General features: G+C 59.9%; 14 protein-coding genes. All 14 read left to right on the top strand.

Annotated features, from left to right (window positions below; translation table 11 throughout):
* Positions 1 to 136 precede the first annotated feature (136 nt).
* On the top strand, positions 137 to 1,768 hold the full coding sequence (locus CVV65_RS15385; protein ID WP_100668886.1) for a long-chain fatty acid--CoA ligase: 1,632 nt from the start codon (positions 137 to 139) through the stop codon (positions 1,766 to 1,768).
* A gap of 91 nt (positions 1,769 to 1,859) precedes the next feature.
* Positions 1,860 to 2,621 (top strand): 3-hydroxyacyl-CoA dehydrogenase, encoded by a 762-nt coding sequence (locus tag CVV65_RS15380; protein WP_100668885.1) that lies wholly within the window; start codon positions 1,860 to 1,862, stop codon positions 2,619 to 2,621.
* Positions 2,622 to 3,241: 620 nt separating this feature from the next.
* Positions 3,242 to 4,222: a phosphate/phosphite/phosphonate ABC transporter substrate-binding protein gene (locus CVV65_RS15375; RefSeq protein ID WP_157935556.1), complete on the top strand. Its 981-nt coding sequence runs from the start codon at positions 3,242 to 3,244 to the stop codon at positions 4,220 to 4,222.
* A gap of 19 nt (positions 4,223 to 4,241) precedes the next feature.
* Entirely contained in the window at positions 4,242 to 5,000 is a 759-nt protein-coding gene (phnC, locus tag CVV65_RS15370) for a phosphonate ABC transporter ATP-binding protein (protein WP_100668883.1), read from the top strand.
* Positions 4,997 to 5,794, top strand: a complete 798-nt coding sequence (gene phnE / locus CVV65_RS15365) for a phosphonate ABC transporter, permease protein PhnE (protein ID WP_100668882.1) — start codon at positions 4,997 to 4,999, stop codon at positions 5,792 to 5,794. Before phnC ends, phnE (CVV65_RS15365) begins: the two co-directional genes overlap by 4 nt.
* The gene (phnE, locus tag CVV65_RS15360; protein WP_100668881.1) at positions 5,791 to 6,630 is read left to right on the top strand and encodes a phosphonate ABC transporter, permease protein PhnE; all 840 of its coding nucleotides are present in this window, start codon (positions 5,791 to 5,793) and stop codon (positions 6,628 to 6,630) included. Before phnE (CVV65_RS15365) ends, phnE (CVV65_RS15360) begins: the two co-directional genes overlap by 4 nt.
* A gap of 59 nt (positions 6,631 to 6,689) precedes the next feature.
* Positions 6,690 to 7,325, top strand: a complete 636-nt coding sequence (locus CVV65_RS15355; RefSeq protein ID WP_100668880.1) for a DapH/DapD/GlmU-related protein — start codon at positions 6,690 to 6,692, stop codon at positions 7,323 to 7,325.
* Between the two features lie 27 nt (positions 7,326 to 7,352).
* On the top strand, positions 7,353 to 8,543 hold the full coding sequence (locus CVV65_RS15350; RefSeq protein ID WP_100668879.1) for an alpha-D-ribose 1-methylphosphonate 5-triphosphate diphosphatase: 1,191 nt from the start codon (positions 7,353 to 7,355) through the stop codon (positions 8,541 to 8,543).
* A gap of 54 nt (positions 8,544 to 8,597) precedes the next feature.
* Entirely contained in the window at positions 8,598 to 9,335 is a 738-nt protein-coding gene (gene phnF / locus CVV65_RS15345; RefSeq protein ID WP_100668878.1) for a phosphonate metabolism transcriptional regulator PhnF, read from the top strand.
* On the top strand, positions 9,332 to 9,799 hold the full coding sequence (phnG, locus tag CVV65_RS15340; protein WP_100668877.1) for a phosphonate C-P lyase system protein PhnG: 468 nt from the start codon (positions 9,332 to 9,334) through the stop codon (positions 9,797 to 9,799). The genes phnF and phnG overlap by 4 nt, the downstream gene beginning before the upstream one ends.
* Entirely contained in the window at positions 9,780 to 10,400 is a 621-nt protein-coding gene (phnH, locus tag CVV65_RS15335) for a phosphonate C-P lyase system protein PhnH (protein WP_100668876.1), read from the top strand. The genes phnG and phnH overlap by 20 nt, the downstream gene beginning before the upstream one ends.
* Complete coding sequence (locus tag CVV65_RS15330) at positions 10,401 to 11,516, top strand: carbon-phosphorus lyase complex subunit PhnI (RefSeq protein ID WP_100668875.1); 1,116 nt, start codon at positions 10,401 to 10,403, stop codon at positions 11,514 to 11,516.
* The gene (locus tag CVV65_RS15325) at positions 11,513 to 12,388 is read left to right on the top strand and encodes an alpha-D-ribose 1-methylphosphonate 5-phosphate C-P-lyase PhnJ (RefSeq protein WP_100668874.1); all 876 of its coding nucleotides are present in this window, start codon (positions 11,513 to 11,515) and stop codon (positions 12,386 to 12,388) included. Before CVV65_RS15330 ends, CVV65_RS15325 begins: the two co-directional genes overlap by 4 nt.
* Positions 12,381 to 13,226: an ATP-binding cassette domain-containing protein gene (locus CVV65_RS15320; RefSeq protein WP_100668873.1), complete on the top strand. Its 846-nt coding sequence runs from the start codon at positions 12,381 to 12,383 to the stop codon at positions 13,224 to 13,226. Before CVV65_RS15325 ends, CVV65_RS15320 begins: the two co-directional genes overlap by 8 nt.

Below are 13,226 nucleotides of genomic sequence, written 5' to 3'. Positions count from 1 at the left end.
CTTTGATCCCTATGTATAATGAAGACGAGCCGGTTGGCAGGCCATTTCCGTCGATTCCGGTGACGGTCTGTGGAGTTCGCGGTGCGGCTGGGTCCGGCCGGATGTCCGATCCCGTATCAAGGGAGGTTTACAGCTCATGAACGGCACCATGATGAACACTCCATTGGTGTTGCCCTCACTGCTCGAACGGGCGGGGACGTTTTATGGCAAGGTTGAAGTGGTCTCCCGATTGCCGGACCGCTCGTTGCACCGGTATCGGTATACGGATTTTTATCGCCGGGCCAAGCGGTTGGCCGAAGCCCTGCAAAAGGCCGGACTCCGCCGAGGAGACCGCGTTGCCACCCTGATGTGGAACCACTACGCCCACCTGGAAGCGTATTTTGGGATCCCGGCGGCGGGAGGGGTTCTGCACACGGTGAACCTCCGGCTTCACCCCGATGACATCGCCTTCATCATGAACCATGCCGAAGACCGGTTTTTGATCATCGATGACGTGCTGGTGCCGCTTTACGAACAGGTGAAGGGACGGGTCAATCTGGAGCGCGTTTTTGTCGTCTCCCTCACCGACGCCCCGGTTTCGTCGGAGTACGAAAAGTATGAGGACCTGTTGGCCACGGCCACGGGGGATTTTCATTATCCCCAATTGGAGGAGAACGAAGCGGCGGGGATGTGCTACACTTCGGGAACCACGGGCAGGCCGAAGGGCGTTCTTTATTCCCACCGGGCCATCGTGCTTCACTCCCTGGCCAGCGCCATGGCGGACACCTTGGCGATCTCCTGGCGAGACACGGCCACTCCGGTGGTCCCCATGTTTCACGCCAACGCTTGGGGCGTTCCTTTTGCAGCGGTCATGGTGGGAGCGAAGTTGGCGTTTCCCGGGCCTCACTTGGATCCGGTCAGCCTGTTGGACCTGTTTGCGGAGGAGCGGGTGACCTTTACCGCGGGGGTACCGACCATTTGGTTGGGGATTGTTCAGACCCTGGAAAAGGAGCCCGAACGGTGGAAACTGCAGCCCATGCGGATGGTGGTGGGCGGTTCGGCGGCGCCGGAAGGTCTGATCCGGGCTTTTGACCGGTTCGGCCTGCGGATTGTGCACGCCTGGGGGATGACGGAGACGACGCCCCTGGCGACGGTGAGCCACATCAAGCCGACCCTGGAAGGCCTGTCCGAGGACGAGCAGTACGCCCTCCGCGCCAAACAAGGGGTGCCGGTTCCCTTGATCGAAGCTCGGATCGTGGGGGATGCGGGGGAGGCCCCGTGGGATGGGCAAACCATGGGCGAACTCCAAGTGCGGGGCCCCTGGGTGGCGTCCAGCTACTACAAAATGCCCGAGAACGACAGTTTTACTCCGGACGGCTGGTTCCGGACCGGAGACGTGGCGACCATCGACCCGGAAGGCTACATGAAGATCACCGACCGGACGAAGGATTTGATCAAGTCCGGCGGCGAGTGGATCAGCTCGGTGGATCTTGAGAATGCCCTGATGGGCCACCCGGCGGTGGCGGAGGCGGCGGTGTTCGCGGTCCCCCATCCAAAATGGCAGGAGCGGCCTCTGGCGGCGGTGGTGCCAAAAGCCGGGATCCAGGTGACGGAGGAGGAGTTGCGGGCGTATCTGGAGCCCAAGTTTGCCAAATGGTGGCTGCCAGATGCCATCGTGTTTTTGGAGGAGATTCCCCGCACCTCGGCGGGCAAGTTTATGAAGGCGAAGTTGCGGGAGCAGTTTAAGCATTGGAACGATGAACGGGACCCGGGATCGCCGCATTCTTAATTGTGCCGGGTATAGATCGGTCGGGTGGTGCAGGTTCCTCCGCCTTGGGAAGTATGTCTCGTAACGGAAACATGGAAGGGGAGTCGATAAGATGGATGTCAAAGGATACAGTGCCATCGTGACGGGGGGAGCCTCGGGGCTCGGCGAGGCCACGGCGCGTAAACTGCACGAGCTCGGGGCCAAGGTGGTCATCGCGGATGTCAGTGACCGGGGCCAGGAGGTGGCCGAGTCCCTCGGGGAAGGCGCCCGGTTTGTCCGCACGGACGTCACGGATCCGGAATCGGTGCGCGCCACCGTGGCGGCGGCGAAGGAACTCGGTCCCCTGGGGGTTGCGGTGAACTGCGCGGGGATCGCCATCGCCGAGAAAGTGCTCGGCAAACAGGGGTCCCACGATCTCGATGCTTTCGCCCGGGTGATTCAGGTTAACCTGATTGGTACGTTCAATGTGTTGCGCTTGGCCGCCGAGGCCATGTCCCAGGGGGAGCCCAACGAGGACGGAGAACGCGGGGTGATCATCAACACCGCTTCGGTGGCCGCTTTTGAGGGGCAGATCGGTCAGGTGGCCTACAGCGCGTCCAAAGGCGGCGTGGTGGGGCTGACCCTGCCGGCGGCCCGGGATTTGGCCCGCTATGGCATTCGCGTCGTCAGCATCGCCCCGGGGATTTTTGATACCCGCATGCTGGCGGGTCTGCCGGAGCCGGCCCGAAAATCCCTCGGTCAGCAGGTGCCCTTCCCCAGCCGCCTGGGCCGTCCCGAAGAGTACGCGATGCTCGTGGCGTCCATTGTGGGCAATGCCATGATCAACGGCACCACCATCCGGCTGGACGGCGCGATTCGCATGGCGCCGCGATAATCGTTCGGCCCATTTCCCCCCGGTGGGCGGGGAGATGCGATCTGCGCCCGGCAACCAGTATCCGGTGGCAAGACTCTGCAAGAGCGGATGAAACCGCAGGTCCAGCACCGCAACCACGTCCGGGTCCGTCTTCACTCGGCAGGCAAGTGTCGTGACATCTTCATCCATGAACAAGTCACTCCCCTCGCCTTGTGGCGGGGAAGGAGAAAAAAACGGACTCTGTTGACATCGACGCCAGAATCCGGCTTATAAAAAAACTCAGCCCCCTTGGAAAATCCAAGGGGGCATAGCTTCGTGCTCCAGTTCGGAGAAAAAAGTCAAATTGTTCAAAAATCTCATGCCCAACGACATGCGTAAATAACTGCAGTTCCTGCCGTTAATATATCGCTCAACCGATGGTTCGTCAAACCCCTTTGGGCTCAATTTTTCATCGCCCCGTTTCTGTTTCGGCGAGGATTATCCTGACGTATTGAAAAGTTAACTCACATGTTACACGCTTTTTTCGGTTCGTTAACGACGGATACTTGTCAACAAGTTAGCATAAGGGTGCATCGGACAGCTGTTCAAAAGCGCGCCGTAGAACAGGATGCAAAATCAATCTGGGCAGGGAGGTTTACACAGTGCGCCAGGGCTTCAAAGAAGTGCGAAAACGGATACTCGCCTCAGGTATCGCGGTTCTTTTGTTGGCTTCCCTCACGGCTTGCGGTTCGCAGCAGGCGACATCGGACACCGGTTCCGCAGCTTCTGCGGGGAGCGCCGGACAGGCCGGCGGCAAACAGAACTGGCCGAAGGAACTGAATTATGGCTTGATTCCGGCGGAGGTCGCCGGCAACCTCGGAGATGTGGAGAGAAAATTTGCCGAAGACATGGGCAAAGCGTTGGGTATCAAAGTGAACGTCTACGTCGGTGACGACTACACATCGGTCATTGAAGCGATGCGTGCGAAGAAGGTGGATCTCGGGTATTTCGGTCCCTTCTCGTACATCATCGCCCACCAGGAGGCCGGCGCGGAACCCATCGCCTGTAAGGCCACGAGCAAAGAAAACGCCTTTTATCACAGCGAAATCGTCGTGCCCGCCGATTCCCCGGCGAAAACCATCGCCGACCTGAAGGGGAAAACTTTCCTGTACGCCGATCCGGCCTCCACGTCGGGACATCTGTTTCCCCAAGCCATGATCAGTGAGGAACTGAACATCCCGCCCGAGAAGGTGGACAGCTTTTTCTCGAACGTGTCCTACTCGGGCGGCCATGACAAGTCCATTATCGCCATCGCCCACCACCAGGCGGACGGAGCGGGGGTGTGCGACGTGTGTATCCAGCGCTTCATTGATGCGGGGATGGTGAAAGCATCCGATTTCCGCGTGATCAAAACCTCCGCACCGATCCCCCTCGATCCGTTGACCTACCGGAACGACCTGCCGCCGGACCTCGTGGCCAAAATCAAAGAGTTCGTGTTGAATTACGACAAACAGAATCCCGACTACTTCAAGAAGACCGGCACCAAGGCCTTCTACCCGATGACCGACGCCGATTACAAAATCGTTTACGACACGGCCAAGATTTTGCACATGACGCCCCAGGACATTCTGAAAAAGAAATAGGAAAGAGCGGTGTGAACCCATGGAACCCATTTTGCGGGTGGAGCACCTGAAAAAAGTGTATCCCGACGGCACCGAAGCTCTGCGGGAAGTGGATTTCACCGTCCATCCCGGCGAGTTTGTGGCGGTCATCGGCCCCAGCGGTTCGGGCAAAAGCACGTTGCTTCGTTGTGTGAATCGCCTCGTCGAACCGACCCAGGGCGCGGTGATCTTCAAAGGTGAAAACATCACCCGGGCCGGCGGCCGCCGGGTGAGGCGTCTCCGGCGAGAAATCGGGATGGTTTTCCAAAGCCACAATTTGATCCCGCGAGTCAGTGTCCTTCAAAACGTCCTGCACGGGAGACTGGGCTACAAGGACAGCCTCCGGGGAGCGCTGGGGATGTTCAGCGCCCAGGAAAAGGAGGACGCGCTGCGGATTTTGGAGCGCATGGGCTTATTGGAACAGGCGCACAAACGGGCGGACGAACTGTCCGGGGGGCAACAACAGCGGGTGGGCATCGCCCGGGCCTTGGCCCAAAAGCCCATCCTCATCCTGGCCGACGAGCCCATTGCCAACCTCGATCCGGCTACGTCGGAGAGCATCATGGATCATTTGCACACGATCTGCCGGGCGGATGGCATCACGTGCCTCGTCAATTTGCACCAGGTGGCTATGGCAAAAAAATACGCCACACGGATCATCGGGATTCACCGGGGCACCAAAGTCTTCGATGGTCCGCCCTCCAAACTGGACGACAGGATCATCGGGCAGATTTATTACCAGGAGAAAGCCGTGGTATGAACAAAGGCGGAGATGCCATTCGGATTGTCAAGCGCATGAAGCGAAACCAGGAATGGTTGATCGTGGCGGCCATCGCCTTCCTCACCGTGTGGTCGGCTGTCCAAACCGATTGGTCCGTCGTCCATTTGGTGCAGGGGTTCGGGGATATCTACGAACTGATTGCACACCATTTTCTCCCGCCCGACCTGTCGGTGCTGCCGAAGTTGATCAGGCCCACGCTGGAGACGGTGTACATGAGTTTTGTCGGCACCGTGACGGGGGCGCTGGTGGCGGTGGTCGGAGGGTTTATGGCGGCCCGGACCACGAACCCGTGGACGCCGCTGCGCCTGGCGGTGCGGGGATTGGCCTCGGTCCTGCGCAATCTTCCCACCCTGATCTGGGCGGTTTTCCTGGTGGCCGCCTTTGGTCTTGGCAACATGGTCGGGACCATGGCCATCGTTTTCTCTTCCATCGGGATTCTGGTTCGGGCCTACGCCGAGATCCTGGAGGAGATTGACGAGCGGCAGGTCGAAGCCCTGCGGGCCACCGGTGCGGGTTATGTGCAGACCCTGGGTCAGGCCGTGTGGCCCCAGGTTCTGCCGGGGTTTGCCGCATGGACGCTGTATATGATGGAGCTCAACATTCGCGCTTCCACCATCGTCGGGATGGTGGGAGGAGGCGGCATCGGGTTCGCCATCCAGAACGGCATGAAACTGTTTCAGTTTCAACAGGTCAGCGTGGCCATCGCGATCGTCCTGGTGTTGATCTGGGCCACGGAGTGGCTGACGGGGAAGATCAGGAGGAGAATCCTATGAGCGTCCAGGCCGAACGGCGGGAACAGATCTCCGCCCAAGTGGAGATGGCGAGGATTCCCGAGCAACCGCGGAAACGCCGGTCGTGGCTGTGGGTTGCTCTGGCGGTGAGCGGGTTCTACGTTTTTGCGCTGGTGCAGTTGCAGTTCGACTATGGCCGGATCGGAAAAGGGATCATGGAATTTTTCAAAAACTGGGGGAGAATGTTTCCCCCGGACCTGTCCGGGTGGCGGGATGTCGCTTCCGCCGCCATGGTGACGATCGAGACCGCCGTCGTCGGGACCGTGTTTTCGATCATTCTCTCCTTTTTCCTGGCGTTTCTCGCGGCGGACAACCTGACTCCGCATCCGGTCATCGGACGAAGTATCAAGGCCTTCGCGTCGTTTTTGCGCGCCGTGCCGATGCTCGTGTGGGCGCTGATCTTCATTGTGGCCGTGGGTATGGGGCCCTTTCCCGGCACCCTGGCCATCATGACCCACAGCGTGGGGATGCTGGTGAAGGTTTACGCTCAATCGGTGGAAGAGGTGGACAAGGGCATCCTGGAGGCGATGCGTTCCACCGGGGCGAATTGGGTGCAGATCGTTTGCCAGGGGGTGCTGCCCACGGTGCGGGGCTCGTTTCTGTCCTGGTCGGCTCTTCGCTTCGAATTGGACCTCGGCGACTCGGTGATTCTCGGGACGGTGGGAGCCGGCGGCATCGGCTGGGTCATCGAAGACAACATGCGGATGTATCTGTTCCAGCCCTCCTGTTTTGCGATGCTGGTTGTTTTCGCCCTGGTGTTCAGTGTGGAAGTCCTGACGAACCGACTCAAACTCCGGGTGAACCGGTTGGAGGGTTGAGGTCGCCGACCTGTCGCACGGCTAAAACGACGGCTGCGGCTGGGGAGGGAGGTGCGAAGATGGGTGAAGCGTTTCTGGCCAATCCCCGGGCGCCGATTTTGGGGGAGACTCCCCATGTCCATGAAACGGCGCAAATCATTCAAAGCGATCTGGGGCCGTGGACCAGCATCGGGCCGCGTTCGGTGATTGAACAGTCCACCATCGGCGACTATACCTACACGGCCGGGGATGTGCAGATTATTTACGCCAACGTGGGCAAATTCTGCTCGATCGCGTCCCACGTCCGATTAAATCCCAGCAACCACCCCATGTGGCGGGTCACTCAACACCACTGCACCTACCGCCGGGTGCAGTATGGGTTCGGCGAAGAGGATGACCGGGAGATTTTCGCCTGGCGCCAGGCTCATCCTGTGACGATCGGGCACGATGTCTGGATTGGACACAACGCCGTGGTGATGCCCGGCGTCACCATCGGAACCGGGGCGGTGGTGGGAGCCGGGGCGGTGGTGACCCAAGATGTCGAGCCCTACATGATCGTTGTCGGGGTGCCCGCCAAGCCGTTGCGGCCGCGGTTCCCCCGGGAGATTGCCGAGAAGCTCCTGGCGGTGGCCTGGTGGGATTGGACCCGGGAGCAGTTGGTGGAACGAATGCCGGATTTTAACGACCTGCAGGTTTTTTTGGAAAAATACGCCTGACAACGGACCGAAAATGGGGGAGCGGCTGTGCGATCGCGGCAGATTATTGCGGGGGGGACTGTTGTCACCCCATCGGAAATCATCGAAAACGGGACCGTCGTGATTGAAGACGGAAAAATCGTCGAAGTGGATGATGCGCCCCGGTCGCGCGGCGCGAACGCGGAATGGCATGATGCCCGGGGAGCCTGGGTGTTGCCCGGTCTGGTCGACACCCACAGCGACGCCATTGAACTGGAGCTGGAGCCCCGGCCGAACTGCACGCTTCCGCTGTCCATCTCCTTTGCCGAGTTGGAGCGGAAGCTCGCCGGCCAAGGCATCACCACCATCCACCACGCGCTGTGTTTGCTGGGCGACGAAGGGGAGAGTGTGCGCTCCAACGACCGGGTGGGTTCTCTGATCCGGGCGATTCGGCAACTGACCCGGGGGCGCCGGCTGATCCGGCATTACATCCATCTGCGATTTGAAATCACCAACCGATCGGCGGTGCCCCTGGTGGAACAACTGATCGAGGGAAAGGTCATCGACCTTCTGTCTTTTACGGATCACACGCCCGGCCAAGGCCAGTTTCGGGATTTTGAAGTCCAGGTGCGCCTGACCCGGGCCCGCGACGGGTTGAGCGATGAACAGGCGAGACAGCAGTTGAAGGCTCGGATGAACCTCCCAAAGATCGATCCATCGACCTTGGAGGACATTGCGGCGAAAGCCAGGAAACGGGGGATACCCATCGCGTCTCACGATGACGACAGCATCGAAAAGCTGGACATGGCGGAGAGTTGGCACGCGTCGATTTGTGAGTTTCCGGTTTCGCTTCCCGTCGCCATTGAGGCCAAGAGACGCGGTTTGCTTGTGGCCATGGGCGCCCCGAATGTCCTGTTGGGGCGGTCACACAGCAACAACGTGTCCGCTCTCGAAGCCCTGCGCCACGGCGCCGTGGACATCCTGTGTTCCGACTACTATCCGCCCTCGCTGATTCAGTCGGTGTTTGCGCTTTTCCGAAAGGGTTTTGATATGCGGCAGGCCGTCAACCTCGTGAGCTACCATCCGGCCCGGGCCCTGGGAATGGCCGAAGCGGTCGGTTCGATCTCCCCGGGAAAAGTGGCCGATGTGCTCATTGTGCGCGAGGACGAAGGGACTCCCGTCATTGAAAAAGTCTTTGTGGGCGGGGTGTTGGCTTGTCAGATGACCTACCAGGCCCGGGGTGTCCTGGAGGCGCTGTGAGCCGCCGCGTTGCTCGAACTTGTCTAGACATCTAGACCGAGGAGGTGCCGTGCGGTGATTCAGAAGCAGAATCGAATCCCTTACTACCTGCAGCTCGCGGATCATCTGATCGGTATGATTCAGCGGGGAGAACTGTCGGTCGGAGACAAAATTCCCTCGGAAATGACCTTGAGCAGGCGGTACCAGGTGAACCGCCACACGGTCCGCCAAGCGGTGGCTAAATTGACAAGCCTGGGATGGGTCACCACGGTCAAAGGTGTCGGTTCTTTCGTCAAGCAGCGGCCCATTGTTCCGTACGCCTTATCCCAGCATACCCGGTTCAGCGATGAAATCGACCGGCTGGGCAGGTCCCATCGGGGCCAGTTGATCTCCTGCGAACTGGATGTGGCCACCGAGTCGGAACGGAGACAATTGCTCTTGTCGGACAGCGCCAGGGTGTACCGATTGGAGATCGTTCGCTATGTCGATGACGAGCCCTTTTCGGTGGCCACCTCGACTTTGCCCGAAAACGCTGTTCCTAACTTGGGGAACCACCTGGACGATTTCCATTCTCTGTACGACATTCTTCAGACCCATTATCACTTTCGGCCGATTCGGGTTCGGTCCGTGATCCGCGCCATGTTCTGCACCGTTAAGGAGGCGATGTTCTTGCCCAAGGATAGCCCCATTCTGCAGATTGAAAGCTTGATGATCCATCCGGACGGATTCCCGGTGGAAGCGGCCAACACCCGGGTTCGCGGCGACATGAACGAGCTGACGGTGGAATTCCATCACGGGGTTGACGTGTTATGAATTCCGAACGGCGTACTCGTATTTTGCAAACGGTACCGATGGAGCGGCTGTCCGCGTGGGTGGACGAGGTTGGCCGACTCGGGGATGTCCGGTGGATCAAACCGGCCCGACCCGGGCTGGTGATGATGCGCGCCCGGGAAACGGTCCGGCAGGAAGAGTTTTATGTGGGAGAAATCCACGTCTGTGAAAGTACGGTATCGGTGGACGGCGAATGGGGATATGGAGTGGCCATGGGGAACCAGCCGGAACGGGCTGACGGTCTCGCGGTGTTGGACGCCGTTTTCCATTCATCCCAGGAAAAATGGAAATCTCTGGTCCGTGAAATAGAGGACTGGCTTGTCGCCGAGGAGGCCCGGCAGGAAGAGGCCTGGCGCAAAGAGTTCGCCCTCGTCCGTCGAAGTCGCGTGGATTTTGAAATGATGGATGAGGAGGACGGTGGACTAGATGGCCGAAGTACAATTTGACGAGGTTCGGTACACCCAGGTGCTGTTTCGCCAACTGTTGGATGCGATGGCGAGGCCGGGGAAACCGGTGGCCGTGGAACCCGCGCCCGGTGAACCGGGGCCTTGGGGGATCCCGAAATCTCGGGGGGACAGGTGCGTTTTGGGAATCGGCCTCACCCTGTTGGATCCGGAGACGACCTTTTGGCTCCCGGAGTCGGATCGGGGATTCGGAACCCTGCTGCAACGGCATACCCGGTCCCAAACGGCGTCGGTCGACCGGTGCGACTTTGCGTTTGTCCACGGGGAGCAGCGGTTTCCCATCGAGCGCCTTCCCCGGGGGACGTTCACATATCCCGACCGGAGCGCCACGGTGGTCTGCCGGGTCCGTCGCTTTGCCCGGGAGCCGTTTCCGGCTGATCGGCTCATTCACATCACCCTGCGCGGGCCGGGCATCCCCGGGGAGCGGCGGCTGTACATCGACACCGTCCACGCTGACACTTTGGTGGCTTGGCGGGAGATCAACCGGGAGTTTCCGCTCGGGTTGGATTGGATCCTCGTGGACGAGTTCGGATTTGTTTGCGGCGTGCCCCGGAGCACATCATTGGAATGGGAGGTCCTGTAAATGGCATACGCGGCGGTGCGCGGCGGACGAAAGGCCATCCAGGAAGCGAATCGCCTGTTGGATTACTACCGCTTGAAAGGGGGCAGCGTTCCCATTGAGGTCCGCCAAATCCGCGACCAAATGAGGCTGGCCGTGGACCAGGTGATGGGGGAAGGCTCCCTCTATGATCCCGATCTCGCCGCCCTGGCCTTGAAACAGGCCGAGGGCGACACCCTGGAGGCCGCTTTTCTTCTGCGGGCGTTTCGTTCCACCGTTCCGCGGAACCAGTACTCCCTGGCGGTGGATACCTCCAGGATGCGGGTGATCCGCCGTATTTCCGCGGCGTTCAAAGATGTGCCGGGCGGGCAGTTTCTGGGCCCGACCCGGGATTACACCCAGAGGCTCCTTCGATTTGAATTGATGGAGGAAACCGAGGAGCGCGCCCGGGAGTTTCTCAAGAAATACGTGGAAGGCGATGAGTGGAAGGAACTCGAGGCCCAGGGGACGTTGGATTTCCCCAAAATGATCGATTGGCTCCGGGCGAAGGGCCTGTTGGAAAATCCGGATGCCGCCGAGGGGCAACGGGAGCCGGGGCCCATCGACGACATCACCCGGCGGTCCATCCGCTTTCCGGCGAGTCGGTCGATGCGGATGCAGGCATTGGCCCGGGGAGAAACCGGGGCGTTGTTGGCCTTCGCCTATTCCGTCGCCCGGGGGTACGGGGCCATTCACCCCACCCTCGGTGAACTGAGGGTCGGGTACGTGCCTGTGTTGGTCCCCCATCCGCTGCACAGCGGGGAAGTGGTCACCATTGGCGAGGTGTTGGTGACCGAGGCGGAGGTGGTGGCCAGGATGAGAGAACGAACGGACCGGTTGCAGGCCAAGTTTTCCTTGGGATATGGGCTGTGCTTTGGGCATAACGAAATCAAGGCCATCGCCATGGCCGCTCTGGACCGGGCCATGGTGTCCGAGAATCCCCAGGCTCCGGCCGAAGATGAGGAGTTTGTCTTGTACCACATCGACGGCATCGAATCGTCGGGATTTGTTGCCCATTGGAAACTCCCTCATTATGTCGATTTCCAAGCCGAGATGATTCGGGTGCGATCAATCCAACGGCAGAGGGGGCCCCGGGCGTGAACGGTGTATACAATTATGCGTTTATCGATGAGAACACAAAACGAGAGGTGCGCCGCAGCCTTCTGAAGGCGGTGGCCATTCCCGGATATCAGGTGCCCTTCGGTTCCCGGGAGCTTCCCATCGCCCGGGGGTGGGGCACCGGAGGTTTGCAAATCACCCTGGCCATCGTTGGGCCGTCCGACATCGTGAAGGTGATCGACCAGGGGGACGACGACAGCGTGAACGCCTGCAATCTGCGGGAACTCATCCACGACACCACCGGGGTGACCACCACCACCGATACCCGACGGGCCACCTTGATCCAAACCCGACACCGGATTCCCGAGGAAAAGCTGACCGATCGGCAAATCCTCGTTCTTCAAGTTCCCTATCCCGAGCCGCTGCGCTGGGTGGAACCCAGCGAACGGGAGACCCGCCGGATGCACGCGGAACGCGATTACAGCAAACTCTGGGTGTTTTTGTATGAGGATATCGTCCGATGGGGAGAGATCACTCTTTCGCATCGGTATCCGGTCATGGTCAACGGCCGGTATGTGATGGATCCGACGCCGATCCCCCGATTTGATGTGCCAAAACTGCACCGGGCCGAGACCCTGTTCCTGTTCGGAGCCGGCCGGGAGAAGCGGATCTACGCGATCCCGCCCCACACCGACGTCGTTCCTCTCCAATTCGAGGATTATGAATTTCGGGTCGAGGATTTTGACGGCCGCGTGTGTGCCCGGTGCGGCCAGGGGGGCACGTATTTGACCGAAGTCTTTGATCGGGAGACCGGGGAAGTCAGCTATTATTGTTCAGATACCAGTTACTGCTTAAAAAGGCAGAAGCGGAATCTGGGTCAATCGGTGGAGATCGGGGGGTCATGGTATGCATGAAGAGGAGCCGCTGCTCCGGGTGAGGGGGATGAGCAAAATCTATGGGCCGGGTTGTGAGAACTGTTTGCTTTTGACCGGCCCGGAAGTCGAGAGCAACCGCTGTCCGCGGTGCGGCTCGATCGTATCGTGCGGCGGCGTGAGTTTGGATGTGTACCCAGGAGAAATCCTCGGCGTCGTCGGGGAAAGCGGATCGGGGAAAAGCACCCTGATCAAAACCCTGTGCTTTGATGAGGAACCCACGGGCGGGGAGATGTTTCTTCGTGGCGTGGATGGGGGAAAGACCAATCTGTGGACGGTCAGCAAACAGAAGAAACGGTGGATCCGCAACCACCAGATGGGGGTGGTGTACCAGAATCCTCATCTGGGGCTGAGGCTCGATTTTTCCAGCGGGGGCAACATCGCCGAGAAACTGATTGCCGCGGATTGGTACCATGTGGGACGGATCCGGGAACGAGCCCGGGATCTGCTTGCAAAAACGGAAATTCCCATTGAGCGGATGGATGAGCCCCCCAAACGTTTCAGCGGCGGCATGCAGCAGCGGGTGCAAATCTCAAAAGCGTTGGCCAATGATCCCCCGCTGCTCCTGTTGGACGAGGTGACCACGGGGCTGGACGTGTCGGTGCAGGCGCAGATTTTGGATGTGATCCGGCAGCTTCAGCGGGATCTCGGCATCACGATGATCGTCGTGTCCCACGATTTTGGGGTCATTCGCATGTTGGCCGACCGGACCGTGGTCATGAAAAACGGCAGAATCGTGGAAGAGGGTTTGACAGATCAAATCATGGAAGACCCCCAACACGCGTATACCCAACTGTTGGTGAACTCCATGATTTGGTGA

Origin of the sequence: Kyrpidia spormannii, assembly GCF_002804065.1 — a bacterium.
In the GTDB taxonomy this organism is placed as follows: Bacteria; Bacillota; Bacilli; order Kyrpidiales; family Kyrpidiaceae; genus Kyrpidia; species Kyrpidia spormannii.
Note: the sequence above shows the minus strand (reverse complement) of the source record. Positions and strands in the feature narration are given on the sequence as shown.